Here is a 17,703-nt window from a genome sequence, read left to right as displayed (position 1 = left end):
CTGATGTCTTCTGCCCCATCCGCGGCTGCCTACGCGGAGGCGATTACCTCTCCCTTGCAAGACTACCTCCGCGATCCCGGAGGCGCGGTGCACGCCCTGCTCACCGCGGTGCGAGACGTCGCCATGTCGTGGGGACCGGTCGCCGGTCCCGCGCTCGCGCTGGCTTGGACCGGCGCCGTCCTCGGACGACGGTGGTGGATGCGACGACGCCATGACCGGATGACCGCCGGGGCCCGGCTGGTCACGGTGCTCGCCCCGCCCACCGTGGACCCGGACGGTGCCGAGGCGCTCTTCTCCAACCTGGTCGGACTCCTACGTCCCGGCTGGAAACGCCGGATCCACGGACAGCCGCACATCGTATGGGAATACGTCTTCTCCCACGCCGGAGTCGCCGTCCGAGTATGGCTGCCCGGGATCGTCCCGCCCGGCATGGCCGAACGCGCGATCGAAGCGGCCTGGCCCGGCGCCCACACCCGCACCACCCCGGCCAAACCACCGATCCCGGAATCCACGCCCGCGGGAAAAGCCGTCGAGGCCGTCGGCGGGGAAATGCGGCTCGCTCGCAGCGAAGCACTGCCGATCCGCTCCGACTTCCCCGCCGACCCGGTCCGCGCCCTGCTCGGCGCACCGGCAGGACTCGGCTCCCGCGAACGCGCCGTCGTGCAGATCCTCGCGCGACCGGTCACCGGTGCGCGTGTCCGCCAAGCCCGCCGAGCCGCCCGCCACGTCCGCTCCGGAAGCTCCGCGAAAGTGGCGGGACGCTTCCTGGACCTGATTACCCCGCACACGAAGGGACGCAAATCCCGAGCCAGCACGACGAAGCCGGTCGCCGATCGCCAGACAGTCTTAGAGACCTCGTCCCGAGATCGGGTCATTGTGGCCAAGCAGCGCGGCCCCCAGTACGAAACCCGCATCCGCTACGCCGTCGCCACCCTCGTCGACGAGGACCTGACCGACGCGAAGCGTTCGCCGGTGCACGAGCACTTGGCCGGACGCGGCCACGCCATCGCCAGTGCGTTCGCGGCTTTCAGCGAGCACAACTACTACCGCCGTGTCCGGCTCTCTCACCCAGTCCGTGCCGTCACCGAACGCCGCCTCGCCGACGGCGACCTGCTCTCCATCACCGAGCTGGCCGCGCTCGCGCACCTCCCGACCGACGACGCCATACCCGGCCTGCAGCGCGCCGGGGCAAAGGCTGTCCCACCACCGCCTGGTATCGCCACCGGTGGCGCAGAGGTGAAGCCGATCGGGGTCAGTGACTCCGGCCATTCCCGTCCGGTCGGGCTGCGTGTCGCTGACGCCCGTCACCACCTGCACATCCTCGGGGCCACCGGCAGCGGCAAGAGCGAACTGATGGCGCGGATGATTCTCGACGATGCCGACGCCGGCCGCGGCCTGGTGGTCATCGACCCGAAAGGCGACCTGATCACCGACGTCCTGATGCGGCTTCCGTCACGGCTCGGGGACAAGGTCGTGCTCTTCGACGCCGATAGCCGCTTCCGGCCACCGGTGCTTAACCCGCTCGAAGGTGCCGACACTGCTCGCACCGTCGATGACCTGGTGTCGATCTTCTCCCACGTGTACTCCTCCAGCTGGGGCCCACGCACCGAAGACATCCTCCGATCCGGATTGCTGACCCTGCGCGAACTTCCCGGCACCTCGACCCTGACCCACCTGCCGAAACTTCTGACCGTGCCGAGCTTCCGGGAACGCGCACTCGCACAGGTCTCCGACGACGTCCTGCGCGGCTTCTGGGCCTGGTACGACGACCTATCCGATGCCAGCAAGGCCCAGGTCGTCGCACCGTTGATGAACAAGCTCCGCGGCCTGCTGTTGCGGCCGTTCATCCGGGCCTCCCTCGCAGGCGGCGAATCCACCGTCGACATGGACGCGGTCCTCAACGGTGGCATCTGCCTCGTCCGGCTGAGTAAAAACTCGCTCGGGATCGACACCGCCCGGCTGGTCGGTTCGATCGTGGTCGCCCGCACCTGGCAAGCCGCCACCCGACGCGTCCGAATCCCCCAGCGGGAAAGGCTCGACAGCTCGCTCTACATCGACGAATGCCACAACTTCCTGTCCCTCGCTTACCCCTTGGAAGACATGCTCGCTGAAGCTCGCGGCTACCGGATGTCGATGACCCTGGCCCACCAATACCTGCGCCAGCTCCCCCGCGAGTTGGAAGAAGGCATCAGCGCCAACGCCCGCTCAAAGATCATCTTCTCCGCGTCGCCCGAAGACGCGCGTGACCTCGCGCGGCACACCGAGCCCCAGCTCTCCGAACACGACCTCGCCAACCTGGGCCGCTACCACATCGCCGCACGGCTGGTGCTCAACAGCGAGGAAGCACCCCCGTTCACATCAGTCACCGAGAAGCTTCCGCCCGCGATCCCCGGACGCGCTAAGGAGATCCGCCAGCTCGCACGGACCAACGCTAAGGCTCCGAGCACACCGCACACTGCCGAACACGCACGATCCGCAGCATTCGATCCCCGGCGTGCCGCCTGACCCGGCACTCGCAATTCCTCGTTTGAACCCAACGCCGCGCATTGGCGCATTTGGAGGTGCACCACATGAAGATCAGCAACCCCACCCCGCAACGACAGCTGCGAGCACACCGGCCGGAACGTCCCGCACCACGCGTACTGAACAGCGCCGAGCACCACGCCTGGCTCGCCCGGCATCTCACCGACCGCGACCGCTGGTTGTGCCGGATGCTGTTCGAGCACCACGTCCTCACCAGCACTCAGATCGTCGACATCGCCTTCCCTGGACGCCGTGCCGCGAACCTGCGCCTGCACAACCTCTACCGGTGGGGCGTTGTGCACCGATTCCAACCGCACCGGTCCGTCGGCTCGCACCCGATGCACTACGTCCTCGATACCGCAGGAGCCGCGGCGATCGCCTATGAAGACGGCCTTGAGCTCAAAGACCTCGGCTACAGCCGCGAACGCGAAGTGGGCCGCGCTTTCTCTCTCCAACTCGCCCATACCGTGGGCTGCAACGCGCTCTTCACCACCCTGATTCGCGCGTCCCGTCAACCCGAGGCCGCCGCAAAGCTCACCACTTGGTGGTCGGCGGCCCGGTGCGGACGACATTGGGGCGACATCGTCACCCCGGATGGCTACGGCAGGTGGGTCAAAGCCGGACGGGAGGTCGAATGGTTCGTCGAGTTCGACTTCGGCACAGAGACACTGTCCCGTCTGGCGAGCAAGTTGGTCCGCTATGAGCGCCTCGCCGACGCCACGGGTATCGCCACACCCGTTCTGGCCTGGTTTCCCACCGCCGTCAGAGAAGCCAACGCGCGCCGCGTACTGGCCGAAGTGCTGCGAAGTCTCGACAGCCCCGCGCGAGTGCCAGTGGCGACGACGAGCGGCGAGTCCTCCGCTGATCCACTCGACATGTCCGCATCTCGATGGCTCCGGGTCGATGACTCCGGAGCTCTGGGACGGGTAGCCCTGGCCGAGCTTCCGAAGCTTTGGCCGCATCTGCCCGCATCCCCGCCGTCGAGCGGTGGGCGCAACCTCGATACCACGCGCGCCATGCGACCGGGGCTGGAGCCGCCCACGCCGATGCCGCCAGCCGTTTCCTCACGCCTTAACAGCTAAGGGGGCCTTAAGCGATGGCTAAGCTCGCAGTAGCCGGCGTCGCGTTCTTCGTCGTGCTGCTTCTTCTCATCGGCGGAGGTGCGATCGCCGTCGTCCAAGCAGTGGTCGGCAGCTCCGCACAAAGCACGAGTTGCATCCCCGCAGGCGCAACCGGCACATCGATAGCCGGATACGGCCCCGAAGAAATGGGCCACGCGGCGACGATCGTCGCCGTCGGCAAGCAGATGAACGTTCCCGAAACGGGCTGGGTCATCGCGATCACTACCGCGATCACCGAGTCACGACTGCGCAACCTCACCTACGGCGACCGCGACAGCATCGGCCTCTTCCAGCAGCGCCCCTCGCAAGGCTGGGGCTCCGTCGCCCAGATCATGAACCCGAACTACAGCAGCGAGCAGTTCTACCGGCATCTCATGGCGCTGCCGAACTGGCAGACCATGCCAGTCGCCGAAGCCGCCCAAACCGTACAGCGATCAGGCTTCCCCGGCCGCTACGCACAGTTCGAACCAGCCGCTCGCCAGATCGTTGCCGCAGTCCATGGCGCGACTTGTACATCCAGCGGGACAGGCGACTGCAACGCGATCCAGGCACCAACCCCCGCAGCGACAGCCGCGATCACCTACGCCTGCCATCAGCGCGGGCTACCTTACATCTGGGGCGGAAACGGACCGGACCGCGGACACGAAGGATTCGACTGCTCCGGGCTGACCAAGGCGGCTTACGGCGCAGCAGGGATCGCACTACCCCGGACCGCCCACACTCAGTTTGACGCCGGACCCCGAGTGCCGGACGGCCAACCGCTCTTGCCGGGCGACCTCGTCTTCTACGGCACACCCGCCAGAATCCACCACGTCGGCCTCTACATCGGGAAAGGCAAAATGATCAACGCCCCCACCTTTGGCCAACCCGTGCAGATCGATAACCACCGCCGTCCCAGAGACGACTACGTGGGCGCTACCCGTCCATCGGCCTGACCATCTTAAGGTTCCGGAGGAATGAACAAATTTCGATGACCGCGCAGCCCGATCAAAAGTCTTCGCATCATTCAGTTACCCGAGCTTGACGTTGACGTCGTGCTAGGCGACTGATCGCCGCCAATATACTTAATCCCAACCCAATACGGAGCAGTAAGGCTGCCAAGTTTTGACCCTTCTGTGCGAATGACGGCGAAGTCGCTTACGTAAGCAACACCGTCAGCACGACTACCCTCCAGCCTCAGAACGGCAGTAGATCCGCTCTGTTCACTGTGAACTGAAAACCCAACTACTTTCGGACGATCTGAGCCGGGTTGCTGCTTCGATCGGACCGCGCCCTCAAGCTGAATTCGGCAATTCTGCTCAGCTGCGGCCACGACCTGGCACAAGCCGTCGTAGTTATTCGCTTGCACCAGGTCGATGGCCTGATTGAGCAGCCCTTCAGCCTGCGCCTGCGAGATCGGCAACTGCGAAGGAGCTGTAGCATCATACGACTTGCATGATGCAATGACAATCATCAAAGAGGAAGCTATCGTTAAAACTGCGATAGCCTGTCTTGATTCCTTCATGTAACCACCTCGCTTAGCGAGACTCTATCTTAACAGGCTCACAAGACCCCAATCACTACTGGGTGTCTTGACATTTATCTCCCGCTCCGGGGTAAATGCAAGGATCCCACGACATCGAAATTCGAGCATCACCCGATGCGCCAGCACCTTCTGGAAGCGTGAACGAGTAGACCAATTCCGACGCCCGAGTCTTCCCCCAAGCTCGTCCAGACCACCAAGCCTTGAAGTACACTCCTGGATTCCATTTGTCAATCTTGATTGTATCGCAAGCCGGATAGCTCCACGAGCCAGTGATCGGCCCCACCGTAACTCCATACGAAATTGTCTTGCACTGCCCAACAGGCAACTCCGAGCGCGGACTCCAGTCCACCCACCTGGCATCTGGCGATGAGACAAGGTTCTGCACGCCACAACCAGTCAGGGTGAAGATCTTGCGCTCTTGCTGCGTGGCACATGTTTGCCACATACGGAAGACCCAATTGCCCCGGCCCGCCGTCGGCGGCAGCCATCCCAACTGCTTGCAGGCGTCCTGCCATCCAACTACCGTATCGCCCACTACGCCGTCCGGATCCGGCTGTACCCAAATTGTGCGCCGGTAGCATTCGACCGGAAACCAGTTCGGCTCTGCCTGAATCCCCAGCGCTGCCCGACCCTTTGCACTTGCGATCTCGGCAGCCGACGGCGGAGCTACATTAAAGTCGAGTGCGGACACTTCAGAGCTCGACCCGGTCATTACTGGAACCGCTTCGGAAACTGCTCCACCAGAGCGGTACGCGACGGCGGCCGACGATTGCTTCTTAGCTCGAATCGAGATCTCTTTCCCGTGCGAGACCACTTCGTAGTCCGCCGGATTGATGTGAATATTATGTCTACCGGCAATACCGGCCACGAAATCAGAGATCATTTTCTTCGACTGCGCCGCCGAGATATTGCTACCAGGTTTCCACTCAGAGCCTACATTTGCGTCCGCTATTGCCACCTGTGGAACACTGATCAATGCAGTCAGCACTACGGCCGAGACTAGCTTCCAATTGGAAAAACGCACAGCAGTCGAACTCCCTACTCGCAAATCTTGGACAACCAGGAGCAGGACGATCTACTGAAGGTAAGCCTTCCCCGACGCACAAAATACTGCCACCTTCACCCTCCCCTGGCGAGCGGTTGCACTCACCGTAAGTGAACACGGCACGTTAGATACCAGACAAGGGCTAACTGGGTGAATGATCAACAACTGGCAAGGTCGTATGACAGGGCTCAGGGTTCCCGCAGGCGGAGCTACAGGGCCCCGCCATTCGGCCCAACTGGAACCCTGGTGGCGTCGCTTCCACGTGCAGCGCACAGCGTTCCCGCAACGGGCCGTGGAACAAGGCTTTCATTCGATTGTGGTTATGCGGGGTCGGCAGCTCAGGGCCGGGTCCAGCGGCGGCGGCGAGGGTTCCAGGTCGCGGCGGTGTAGAGGCGGTTGAGGTCGGGGAGACTGGGGTCTCCTTCTTGCATCCAGCCGAACTCGATACATTCGGCCATCCCGGACATCAGGCCCGTCCATACGTCCTCGGGACAACGGCAGTACATGTGGCCGTTGCGTTGTCGGCCGGTGGCCAAGCAGCGGGCGACCTCGCAGCGATGTTCGTGAGCTTGTCCGATTTCAACGTGACAGGCAGGGCATGCCTCCTCCAGAGGGAAGGCGGACGGGTCGGGGCTGTTGGGGCGCGCAGTCATGGTCTCTTCTCCAAGCCGGTTGCGATTCGAGGGGGCACGTCCTGTCCGCTTGCACTCGCGCTGTCCCTTGGAAGGCGCTCGCGGTGGGACGGCGTGCCGCCGATGGGTCTGCTAGGACTTGAGGTCGGCGCGGGCACTCATTGGCGTACCCGCGCCGACCTGCACGTACCGAAATCCCTCGTGTCTCAGCTTGTCCTCTCCTTGAGGCTCTTCAGCACGGAACGAAGTGAAGCCGCAGGGAACTTGTTCGCGCCGTACTTCTCCGCCGCCCAGTCGAAGGCCCGTTGGACTACCGCGAGTGCCTCTAGCGGTGGGTGCGGCACGACGATGCTCCCTGTGCCGAAATGCCAGCCGTCCAGCTCGGCTGCGGGAACGGCGTGGCGTATAGCGTCCTGCTGGCGCGCCGTTGCCGGCACGAGCGGCGTCGTTCCTGTGATGGGTACTTCGCGTGGCTCGACCCGGATCCCGACGTCTCGCGCCCAGCAGTCGCTGGTGCGGCCGTTCGCATCCCAGCAGACGTGAACCTCGGCCAGCTCCCGGTGCGGCTCGCGGCGATCAGGCCGTACGACGTGGAGGAACACAGCACCACGCCCGTGCGGGCCTGCGACCTTCACCGGGAAGCCTGTTTCCAGCTCCTGTCCAGTGACTCGGTGGACGGCGACGTAGATGGTTCTTGTCTTCTGCTGCATGGCCCTTCCTCCTGAGTTGCTAGTCCTCGATGAGCACGGTGACGCTGGTGTTCGGTGGACCGGTGACCTGGGCTGAGCGGTCCGGCCGCACGGTCACCACGATGGGGAGGTAGTTGAGGGCGAAGTCCCCGGCGCAGGCTTCGTGGAAGCCGTAGAGCTCGTCCTCGTTCGGATGCCGCGCGAGCACTGCCTGCTGCTGCCGGTTGAAGGCGTTGCTGCACCAGCGGCAGTGGTAGACACCGGCGTTCGTGGCGTCCTCGACGCCCTGGACGACCATGGGGCCGAGTTTCGCTCCGGCATGGGTCTGGCAGACGTCCGACACATCGGGGGTGACCGCGGCGTAGGTCACTGCCTGTTTGGTGCTCCGCCGCGACCACGCTCCGGGGAGGGCGCCGCCCTCGGACAGCAGTTTGTCCAGGACGTCCACCGCCCCGACGAGGTCATCGAGAAGGGCTTCGCGCCGTTCACGTGCTGTGTCTTCGTCACCGGGCGTCCCCGCCCGGTCGGCGTCGTCGATCTGCATCAGCGCATCGCGGATACGGGTCAGCAGTGCGGAGGCATCGTCCAACGGGCCAGCAAGGGCCGCTCCGGGCGGATCGACATGTCCGTCACAAGCCCACCCTTCGTTCAGCGGGTCCTGCGGGTGAGTTTCGCTCCAGAACTCCAGCAGGACCCGCGCGGCGTCCTGCTCCGCATAACGGCTGCCCGCTGCATCCCGTGCTTCGCGTGTGTCATAGGGAATCGAGACTCGGCGGACGTTCTTAGCAGTCCGCAGAATCCGAAACGGGTATTTGGGTTCGTGATTCTTGACCATCTTCCCACTCCTTCTGGCGTGCTTGCATGCGGTATCGACTACTTACTAGGGTCATGCTCTGCGCGTTCTATCCGCTGCGCGTACGCGCGGTAAGCCGATCGTTCGGTTGAGCTCGACTCGATGCCGTCGCCACCTTCGAATGTCCAGCAACGACTGAGAAGCGCTCTATGCACAGCCAGTGTCGCCGTGACGCGGAGCGTGTATCCGCGAGAGCGATTGATGAAGCGAGCACCGTCGTATGCCTCGATCTCGTCGTCCTGCATATCCAGATCTTGCAGGAACTCCGCGATGGTTCCAGGCATATCCAGTGTCACGACCATGTCGTCTCGTTCTTCCATGTTTCCTCCTCGAACTGCTTGCAAATTTATAGTTCTTGATCGACGAGCTCCCATTCGAATGTCGTGCCGATCGCGTAGCGTCCGTCGGAATCGGCGTCGATTCGGGTCGGCAGGTAGCCGTCGTCGGCGATTGCCTGGTTGTCCAGCAGCACGATCGTGTCGGCGTCCCAGTACGCGCGGTCTGCGCCCTCTGGGCTACTGCGGGCGACGTCGTTGATCCAGGCAACGACCACCTCGGCGACCTCACGCCGGAACCGCGGACATCCCGCCCGGGACCAGCCGTGCTCCGCCGAGGGCAGTGCGGGGAACGCGGGGTCCGTGCCATCGATGTTGATGGTGACGAGGATTTCGCGACTCTCCGCCGTTAGCCGCGCCCGATCGTCGAGCAATTCAGCATTGCAATGCTTGTCAATGGTCGGAGTGCTAAGTACCCACGCCCAACCTTGAAAGCCGATCGCGTACCTGCCTTCCGCGTCCGGAAGAACCCGCACAGTCGCGCGTTCTTCTCCTTCCAGCACGGTCAGAACGCCGTCCGGGCCAAAAGCGGCTCCACCCGGCCAGGTTCGCGGGTCTTCCTCGTACATGGCATTGAGCCACGACGCGACCGCTTCAGCAGTCGCGCGCCGAAACCTCGGCACGGCAAAGGTGTTCCACCTCTCATCGTCGATAATTGCAGGGAAGGATGGGGCGTCTGGCACTAACAAGGCGACATAGACTTCGTTGCTTGCCGCGTTCAAATTAGCCGATGCAACCATGGCTACTCCTCAAGTGAGATACTCTTTCGACCAATCGATTCACTAGGGTGTCCCTATGCGAGAACTTTTGAAGGCCATCCAATAGGCAAGGAATTTCGAATCTTCCACAGTGGTCTGCGCATGTCGTCGACGCACAAACGAATTCTGGCGTCATGCCCCGGTTGCTACATCAACCTCGGGGAAGTCGCGTGGACATGCGAGTTATTGAATTCCGCAAGGCGTGATAGGTGGACGGCTACGGCCGTGAGGGCACGCATGCACGGGCCGCGCTCGTACTTTAGCTGTTCAGGCTGGGCACGGTTCAGATATCGGCTTGGTCGCCTGAATCGACGGGTGCGCCCTTAACATCTTGAAGAGCTTGCTCTCGCGGGCAATCTGGCTGGGCTGTTAGCGCGGATTGGCGGCTTTTGTGAGGATGTCGCGCAAGGTCTTTTCCGGGAGGCCGACTGCCTTGCCCATTCGTTGGGTGCCCCAGTCCGGTCGCGCGGCCGCCAGGTCCAGCACGGCCTTGTCTCGGGCTTGCTGCTTCTCGCGCTCGTCGTTTTTCGCCTGCGTCGTCCGGGCCCGGAGGTTCTTGTGCAGGTCCCGACTGACCCTCCATCGGGCGACGGCACGCGAGCAGCGCGCGACGGCATCGTCGTCCGAGTCTTCGCCGCCCGTGGGCGGTTCGAGCTCCACGCCGACGAGCTGGCCAGCCCGCGCGAGCCTCACCAGGAGGTCGACCTGCTCACGGACCGCGGACTGTAGTTCTGGCAGATCGTTGCCACCGTAGAGCGCCTCGATCGAGGAGCCCCCGCCTCCGGTGATGAACTCTCGGCAGGCATCGATGACCGTCTGAACCTCCGGCGTTACCTCCAGCGGCTCCACCTGCGTCATCACCTGCACTTCCGTGTCACCGCGCGTTCGCGGCAGTCCGATCGCTGTGGCCGGAGTAATCCGCCGTTCCGCCTGTTCAGCGAGCCTCGGGTGACACCGTAGCCGGTCAGGGGTAGTAGGTGCCTCCGGGCGTGCTTCGCAGCTGGCCATCGCGCACCATCCTTCGGCATGCTTGCCGGACCTGGTCTCGTCCGAGCCCAAGTCCTGCGGCGATCTCTGCCGGGGTCTTACCCTGATGCTCTCGGACCCACTCCACGATCAGCTCGCGTGTCCCCGTCGACGGCAGGTGGGTTACGTCCTGCATTTCCTTGACCTCGATCGGCGCGACGGCGCCTCCGAGGGCGATGTTGCCCCGTGCGGCGAGGTCTTCCTGGGCCAGCGGCAGCGTGGCGAAGTCGTAGTGCCCGACCTCGAGCGACCATGCATCCCGGCTCTCGTCGTACAGCAAGACGTGCGTGCTGTAGTTCGTGCTCCGGCGGGTCACGGCCAACGCTGAGGCGTTGGACCCTGAACCCCCAGGAGTGAAGAACGCGACCTCGACCACCGTGAACCCGTCGACGGTCGCCGGCGCGGCCAGCCGGAACCCGACCGGATCTTGTCGATCTCGGGGCGTCGTACCCTGTCGTTCTGCATGTGTCATGTCGTCCATTGGTATCTCCTCCGTGTTCCGTGTGGCCACGGCGCGCGCGCATCCAAAGATGTGCGCGACCGCTAGCGGCACGGCCTTCGGCATGCGGGGCCTGACTGTCTTCTACGGGTTGGACGGAGACTCCGGCCTCCGAGCATTGCCCCTACACGGGTACGGCGGGCTCCTGGAGTGCCCGGATGATTTCCTGCGCTGCGGTCGTTACTCGCTCGGCGGTTTCGGCGAGCAACTCGGCATCACCTTCCAGCCAGTCAGCGAGAGCAGGTTGTTGATGCGGCGAGGTGTTCAGGCCTAGGGCACCTGCTGCGATGATCGCTACCGCTGACGCTTCACGATCCATCCGTTCGCGGTGTTGCCGATACTCGTCTGCGTCGTCCAAGTGATCGAGCCGGATGTGCGCCAGCTCGCGGAGTGCGGCCGTGATTGCCGCTTTGTCGTCCAGGGTGTCGCAGACCCAAACCTCAAGGGCTTCCGGATCCGTGTAGCTGTCCACGTCATCGGGTGGTCCGCCTACCACGTCGTAGCCAGACCCCCGGATCTCAGCGGCGACCGCCTCCCAGACTTCCGCGATCTCGTCGTCGGTGACGAGAGCACGACTTGCCAGGTCTTCGGGGAGCGGCTCGCCCTCAGTCTGACTGACGTCGAAGCGAGGTGAAGGCCGAACGCCACGGATAGCCATCCGCGGCTTACCGTCACTGCCGAACCCCTTCTTTCCTTCCTTCTGAGCCTCTTCCAGCGAAAGACGGTATTTCATCGGTTCGAAGATGTAGAGGGCCTTCTCGCCTGCCTTGATCTTGCGCCCGAGCTTGTTCCATGCCCTGGACGTTTTCATTATCGACGGTGTGAACCCTCGCTCCGCCGCTTGCAACAGGATCAACATGATGTTGTTGAAGCTCCAGGTGGCCGCGAAGCCCTGTGCCGCCCGGAGGAACTCTTCCCATCGGCCGTCGTCCTCTGCCAGCTCGGCGATGCCGTCGGAAAGTTTTCTGCTCAGTGCGTCGTGCCTCTCCTTGCGTTCTTCTGGGGTAAGCTTCGACCGCTTCTCTTTTCCATCGTTCGCGTCTTCCGTCAGAACCTGATCAGGGGTTTCCCGTTCACTCTCTACTTCCGGAGCCATCTGAGGTTCACTTCCTTCCGAAACATCTACTTTGCCCAATGAGGAAATATTTTCGGCCATCGCTGGGGCGAGCTTCTTTGGCACGGCTATTTCGAATCTGACATGGTCACCGAACTTGCGAATCTCGACCGTGCCGTTGACACCATCACCGTATGAACCGAAGTGGACCTTGTTCGGATCATGGCGATAGGTCGCGCCATTGAGCGCACTCGCCATCGCTTCACAGGTTTGCTGATGCTCAGCGTCCCGGATGTCGCTCTCGGCTTTGTCGACGCGAGCCCTGGCGATCGCTTCTCCTACTCCGGGCAGCAGACGTCGCCGGATCTCGCACGCGATCTCCCTAATATCACGGTCTCTGGCAACGCTGATCACTCGGTCATGCTGTACAAACTTGCCCAAGTCACCGCAAACCGCTTCCGACACGAAGAATCTGTTATTGCCATATTTCTTGTAGTGCTCCGTAGCGACTCGTATACGCACGTCGTCAGCGCCTCGCAGGTAGACATCTCGGCCGTCAAACCTCTGACCTGACTCGACATGCCATTCCTCACCCAACTCACATGCAATAGCCGTAGCAATATTACCTAGGTTAACCACGTTAGGCTTCTTTCATTTGCCGAACGATCAAGGTCGGGCCGTGTGGTCACGGTGTCGCGAGGCAGAGCCACGCGACACCGAAATAACACGTACCACCACAAACACAAAATTCAGAACGACGTGGGACGCATATGGTTCAGGGCAGATCGAAACCACCTTCCAATATGCCTAACTGCTGGAGATTGCCGACAAGAATTTCCCTGACTTCAGGAACGTCCCGCGGGGCCATGACACAGGGCAGATAGATAGTTCCATCGGGAAGATTTTGATCAGGGTCAACGGGGTAGCCGTAATGGCCACCTATGTCGATCGGCCGATGAAAACGAGAAGGCATCTCGTGCATTACGGGCAACCCGAGGGCTCGAAGCATGGCCGGATGCGAGAAGCCGAACATAATAAGCGCCGGGTCTAGCGAATCGTTGACCCCTTTTACTTGCACGCGAATCCGCCCGAACAACTTCGAGCCTTTCTTAGCGTCCCCAAAGCTCATGTCCGCCCATAGCTCCGTCGCGAACCCAAGCGCCGAAAGCGCAAAGGTAAGCGCTGCGATGCCATGGCCACGCTTTTTGATGGTTTCCGGCGATACGGCCGTACTGTAGGCAACCGATGCGCAGAGCACGATTACCCGCCCCGAGCGCGATGTCGGAACAATTTCGTAGTCGATCATATTCTCGGGTTCTCCTGCCAGGTAGCGCGCTACATCTATCTCACAACCACTTACCTCCCAGACTGGCCGAAAACCGGTCAGCTTGTGCTTTCGCCGCACCAACTCGACTGCCTCGCTGGCGACTTCCATTGCCAGCTCAGCCTCCGCAATCCAACCTTCGGCCGCCAGTTTGCGAGCCTCGGCATGCGTGTCAACCCCATGCCATTCCTTGCGCAGAAGGCGATCATAGAAGTGCATATTCCTTTGCGAGAACTCGGCCATTTCGCCCACCGATCCGAATACAAGCTCGACTTCGCTAGGCGTTTCATTTACTTCCACTTGACCCAACCTTTCAAATGCAATCCGATTCGACACGCAAAGCGGAGTAGTACACCTGCAAAATGGATGCCGTCAGTAGATATCGCAGAGTTTTTTCCAGTCTTTATCCCCCATGCCCCGGTGCACACGTGCTTCCACGGCCGCATCCCAAGTCTTGCCAGCGGCCAATAGACGGCACATTCCGACACTTGCACGTGGCGAGATGACGACTGTCATGGCGCGTTCTTCGGCGCGCTTTCGAAGGCGTCGAATGTAGTCCAGAACCTGGGAGACGTCGTCTTTACCGAGGCCGGTAGCACTGCAAAGCGAATGCTCAAGTGCTTCGTCTACCCCGATATTCTCGACCGAAAATCGGTCAAGTGTTGCAGCGTCGATCTGCTGTCGCCCGACGTAGGATCGGTCTGGACCTTGACCGTACGTGTTGGCCGAGGCGACACAGCGGAAGTCTACGTGCCGCTTGACCATTTGATCGGGAAATGCCATCGCACCGTTAGCCAATGCCGCATTGATCACTGCTAGGACACTAGGGTGACCATTATCAAATTCGTCGAAGTGGAAGACACCACCGTTTTCGTACGCTTCGCGGAAAAGTGACCTGACATACTCTCCCTCAGCCTGCATATAGCCGAGAATCTGCGACGCGGGAGTCATCGGAGAAAGACTGATTGAGTAGTAGGGGATATCGAGACTCTCGGCCGCCTGCTCGGCAATTGTGCTTTTACCAGTACCGGCAGGGCCGACCATGAGAACATGCTCACCGGCAAGCAAGTCGGTGGTGACGTCGGCCAGCTTCTCATGCGAGTTGGCAACAATTTTACGGTCGCCACTGACACGTTCGACAACGGTACGCGTTGGCACAACGACGTTGGCGAGCTCATGCTTAATCATTGCGGCGACCTCGCCCCTGTCAACTTTGGGAGCAAGGCTTGCAATCAACGATTGAAACGCCGCAAAGGCGTCGCCATTGCCGGTCGGCGACTGCGCCTGATTTTCCGTATTCGTCGCCGCTTCGATCATGCGATCAGCACCTTTTTCATCGGTATTCTTCGGCAGGTTATCTTCCACGTGGCCCGGGTCCACCGGGTTGTCTTCACCGCATTTATGCAGTGATCCCAAGTTATCGATCAGCACCCACTTGCCGGAAGTTTTGCATTCGTCACAGTAGTTTCCGCCCGCCTGCGCCGTGTCATGCGCCCAGTAGAGCGCCTTTTTTCCACACTTTTTACAGCCACTGCGCAAGGTGCGCTTCGAGTGCTTGACGAACATCATGCATCAACCCCTAATTCGGTTACGGATATTCACTCTGCACCTTCTCCGGAATTGAACCGGTCAGCAGCCCTTAGAGACTGAGGCTTCCTAGCAGAAGGCCCCCGGAGAACCCGGGTTTAAGGTGCCGAAAGAAAACTTGGCGTCATGCTTACGCTGCATCTGTCTAAGGTTTTGCAAAGTAGCCGTGCGTACGATTCGCTCATCTCTTCCAAATGCACGTCAAGCACTGTCACTGCCCGACACGTGAGCCGTCTACCAAGGGAAGGCACCGCGCTTTCAATGGCCACATTTGGATATAGGTCGGACAAGTCGACGACCCAGTCCGCGCGGAGGCGACCCGCTAAACGTTTTTGCGCATCCGGTCAACAACTGCGGACGCGTGCCTTTGAAAGCTAAGCTCACTATGTATGTGTCAAGCACCTAAACCGCATTAAGCGCGCTTGAGCGCTACACTGCGAGGCATCACCGCGGGTTTTCGTTCCTCACCGGACAATGGTCCGGCCGGAATGCGCGATGATGACGCCCCTTCCCTTGCGGTTAGCTGGAATTAGGTCCCACGTCACGCGACTTAAGCGCGTTACGTGACACGGCAGGACTTCATTCCCCATCTTGACCAGCAAGCGGTTTCCGTTCGAGAGAACGGTGATCTAAGCCCAGGGGGCGGCTCGCAGTGCATGCGATTTTGAAAGATCAACAGTGATGCGGGGTACTGCTCTTGCGTCAGCCGGAGAACCTCTCCTGCCTCGCTCTCGGCGGTACGTCACATATATAAGCACCCCGTACGGGGCTATGCAAGATGCCCCGTACTTCGACGTTTGCACTTTGGCCTAAAAGCGCAGGTCAAAGGCGGAATGCGCAGATTCAACATCACTCGATTGGGGCAGCGCGAGATGCCCGGCCCCGGGCGCCATGAGCCGATGCAGCCGGAGGAAACTGCCGGGCGACACGCGCTTAAGCGTCTCGCCTCGATCAGTGTCCGGGCCCAAACTGGACTCGTTTAGGTTCGGGCCTACGTCAAGCCCTGTACCCGTGAGCTAGGCAGAGTCCCGTTAGCGTCCAGCCGAGCCTCCGGGGGCGCCTTAGGCGCGCTTAGCTGGCCGCAGTGAGCACTTAGCGGCCGCTAAGCGTCGTCCCCTATCTCAAGCAACGACCTTTTGTCCATAGTAGACAGTCATGTGGGCAGGACAACACGACGACCAGCAAGCCGCCCCGCCGGCCGGTGGCCGGCGGGGCGGAAGAATACTTCGGATGTCGGGAAGCCCTTGGCATGCGAACGCAACCATCGTGCCCAACGTGACCGCCGAATCCAAACATACGGAAGCCGACCACCCACCCGACAGACTGTTCAGATGCCTGCTGGCACCGAAGTTGGGGGGCACAGAGGAAGGGGTACCGACGTACCTGTGCTGCGACAAGCAGGTTCCCTGCCCTTTCCGCTCTAGTAGGTCCCCGGAGAGGAAGGCGGAAAGGAAGCTGGACAAGTAGGCGGACAAGCTCCTGCCGCCTCGATGAAGAGCCGACTTCTCGCTAGGGAGCGCTGCTGTCTGGTGAGACAGCGGTCCGCTCCCCCGGAGCCTCACCCGGCAACGCCTCGGGGGTCCCGGGTCCCAGGCGAAGCCACGTGAGCACGTCATCTTGGTAGCGCCGCAGTACGTCCGCGAAGCTCGAACGTAGTGCGGTGGGGATGGTGACGTCATTTTCGCGGAGCGAAGCAAGAAGGCGGCCCTTGCTGCTCGTGTCGAGTCCGTGGCGAACGTTCAGGGCTTGATGCAGCAGGGCGATGAATGCCTTAGTTTCGCGTCTGCTGTAACAATACTCCAAGGGGTCGTTCAGCCCTCGCGATGCGCGCCAGGTATTCACCGCAGCCCAGAGGTCGGTGACCGTGTACACCCAGGCACCTCGGCGGTCTCGGACGAGATTCGGGGCGTTCTCGCCGAAGACTCCGGCGAGACCGTGCGCGAGCTTTGCGCGAGAAGTCATTGGCTGCCCGTGCCTTCCGGCGGCCTCGGCGAGGCGGGCCCATCCCACAGAGTCGAACACGAGCCAGCACTGAGCGACGATTTCCTGCACGGCCTCAACGATCGCGCGTTCGGTGGTGTCGAAGTCGTTGTCCGCCGCTCGGCTGGTCTCATGTCTTGCCTCGGCCGGGTTGTCGATCGCCGGCTCCGAGATCTCCTCGGACGGCGTGCTGGCGTTGGTTCCCAGCTGCGCGTCGACCCAGCGGATAAATTCAAGGGGCGAGTGGAAGTTGGCGCGCACACGGGCCTGGATGGCACGGACATCGTGGCCGGGAAGAAAATCTCGACGGCCGATAGCACCGCAGCCGCACCCGCACGGCCGGGCCAGCAGTTCAAGTTCTTCCGGTAATCCTCCGTATGCGACGGGATTCTGCGACTCAGTAACTATGGGGTCTGGCTTGTCGAAGTAGGCGTCCCGGATGGGGTGCCCGGCAGCAAGTAGTTGTCCTTCGAGAGCGGTGCGCCCGGCCAGGATGGTCGTACCGGTGATCTCGGCGACCGCACGAACCATGCCCTCTCCCGTGATCAGCACAAACTGCTGCCGAGCGAGGCGGTCGCGGCTTATCTTCCACAGGCCCCGTCCGGCTTCCCATGCTTCGGCTTCGGACATCCGGGGGAAGTAGCCAACGTGGGAACGCCCCAAGGGGTCGTTCTGCCGAGTCTCGTAGGGACCTAGGGAAATCCGTATCGCCATCGCCGTCTTCCAACTTGTTGAACCCGGTGCTCGTTGCG

General features: G+C 61.9%; 16 protein-coding genes. 3 read left to right on the top strand and 13 right to left on the bottom strand.

The features are described from left to right. Window positions 1–3: 3 nt before the first annotated feature. The 3 genes from AJAP_RS07385 (at window position 4) to AJAP_RS07375 (ending at window position 4,579) form a co-directional block, all read left to right on the top strand. Complete coding sequence (locus AJAP_RS07385) at window positions 4–2,505, top strand: type IV secretory system conjugative DNA transfer family protein (RefSeq protein ID WP_051972375.1); 2,502 nt, start codon at window positions 4–6, stop codon at window positions 2,503–2,505. 65 nt (window positions 2,506–2,570) lie between these two features. Continuing rightward, complete coding sequence (locus AJAP_RS07380; RefSeq protein ID WP_038509189.1) at window positions 2,571–3,605, top strand: replication-relaxation family protein; 1,035 nt, start codon at window positions 2,571–2,573, stop codon at window positions 3,603–3,605. 14 nt (window positions 3,606–3,619) lie between these two features. Then, window positions 3,620–4,579, top strand: coding sequence for a C40 family peptidase (locus AJAP_RS07375; protein WP_038509188.1), 960 nt, complete (start codon window positions 3,620–3,622; stop codon window positions 4,577–4,579). Between the two features lie 71 nt (window positions 4,580–4,650). Here the strand turns inward: AJAP_RS07375 and AJAP_RS43585 are convergent, their stop codons facing one another. From AJAP_RS43585 to AJAP_RS44505, 13 genes are all read right to left on the bottom strand, one after another. Then, entirely contained in the window at window positions 4,651–5,148 is a 498-nt protein-coding gene (locus AJAP_RS43585) for a hypothetical protein (protein ID WP_148311477.1), read from the bottom strand. Window positions 5,149–5,203: 55 nt separating this feature from the next. Then, window positions 5,204–6,157, bottom strand: coding sequence for a profilin (locus AJAP_RS43580; RefSeq protein ID WP_148311476.1), 954 nt, complete (start codon window positions 6,155–6,157; stop codon window positions 5,204–5,206). Window positions 6,158–6,552: 395 nt separating this feature from the next. After that, window positions 6,553–6,681: a hypothetical protein gene (locus tag AJAP_RS45035; RefSeq protein WP_267284139.1), complete on the bottom strand. Its 129-nt coding sequence runs from the start codon at window positions 6,679–6,681 to the stop codon at window positions 6,553–6,555. 371 nt (window positions 6,682–7,052) lie between these two features. Further along, on the bottom strand, window positions 7,053–7,556 hold the full coding sequence (locus AJAP_RS07365; RefSeq protein ID WP_038509186.1) for a hypothetical protein: 504 nt from the start codon (window positions 7,554–7,556) through the stop codon (window positions 7,053–7,055). Between the two features lie 19 nt (window positions 7,557–7,575). Then, a complete protein-coding gene (locus tag AJAP_RS07360) occupies window positions 7,576–8,124 on the bottom strand; it encodes a hypothetical protein (RefSeq protein ID WP_038509184.1) in 549 nt (182 codons plus the stop codon). Window positions 8,125–8,408: 284 nt separating this feature from the next. Then, window positions 8,409–8,708, bottom strand: a complete 300-nt coding sequence (locus AJAP_RS07355; RefSeq protein ID WP_051972373.1) for a hypothetical protein — start codon at window positions 8,706–8,708, stop codon at window positions 8,409–8,411. 26 nt (window positions 8,709–8,734) lie between these two features. After that, window positions 8,735–9,463 (bottom strand): hypothetical protein, encoded by a 729-nt coding sequence (locus AJAP_RS43575; protein WP_148311475.1) that lies wholly within the window; start codon window positions 9,461–9,463, stop codon window positions 8,735–8,737. A 387-nt stretch (window positions 9,464–9,850) separates the two neighbouring features. Next, window positions 9,851–10,339: a hypothetical protein gene (locus AJAP_RS07345; RefSeq protein ID WP_148311474.1), complete on the bottom strand. Its 489-nt coding sequence runs from the start codon at window positions 10,337–10,339 to the stop codon at window positions 9,851–9,853. A 106-nt stretch (window positions 10,340–10,445) separates the two neighbouring features. Next, window positions 10,446–10,988, bottom strand: a complete 543-nt coding sequence (locus AJAP_RS07340; RefSeq protein WP_038509179.1) for a helix-turn-helix domain-containing protein — start codon at window positions 10,986–10,988, stop codon at window positions 10,446–10,448. A gap of 142 nt (window positions 10,989–11,130) precedes the next feature. Then, complete coding sequence (locus tag AJAP_RS07335) at window positions 11,131–12,474, bottom strand: ArdC-like ssDNA-binding domain-containing protein (protein ID WP_148311473.1); 1,344 nt, start codon at window positions 12,472–12,474, stop codon at window positions 11,131–11,133. A 361-nt stretch (window positions 12,475–12,835) separates the two neighbouring features. After that, a complete protein-coding gene (locus tag AJAP_RS07325) occupies window positions 12,836–13,684 on the bottom strand; it encodes a DUF7192 family protein (protein ID WP_456061780.1) in 849 nt (282 codons plus the stop codon). A 72-nt stretch (window positions 13,685–13,756) separates the two neighbouring features. After that, window positions 13,757–14,953, bottom strand: coding sequence for an AAA family ATPase (locus tag AJAP_RS42875; protein ID WP_084098068.1), 1,197 nt, complete (start codon window positions 14,951–14,953; stop codon window positions 13,757–13,759). 1,527 nt (window positions 14,954–16,480) lie between these two features. Then, a complete protein-coding gene (locus tag AJAP_RS44505) occupies window positions 16,481–17,581 on the bottom strand; it encodes a hypothetical protein (RefSeq protein WP_174492004.1) in 1,101 nt (366 codons plus the stop codon). Window positions 17,582–17,703: the final 122 nt, after the last annotated feature.

Source organism: Amycolatopsis japonica (assembly GCF_000732925.1).
GTDB lineage: Bacteria > Actinomycetota > Actinomycetes > Mycobacteriales > Pseudonocardiaceae > Amycolatopsis > Amycolatopsis japonica.
The sequence above is the reverse complement of the archived record's forward strand: the minus strand, read 5'-3'. Positions and strand labels throughout refer to the sequence as shown.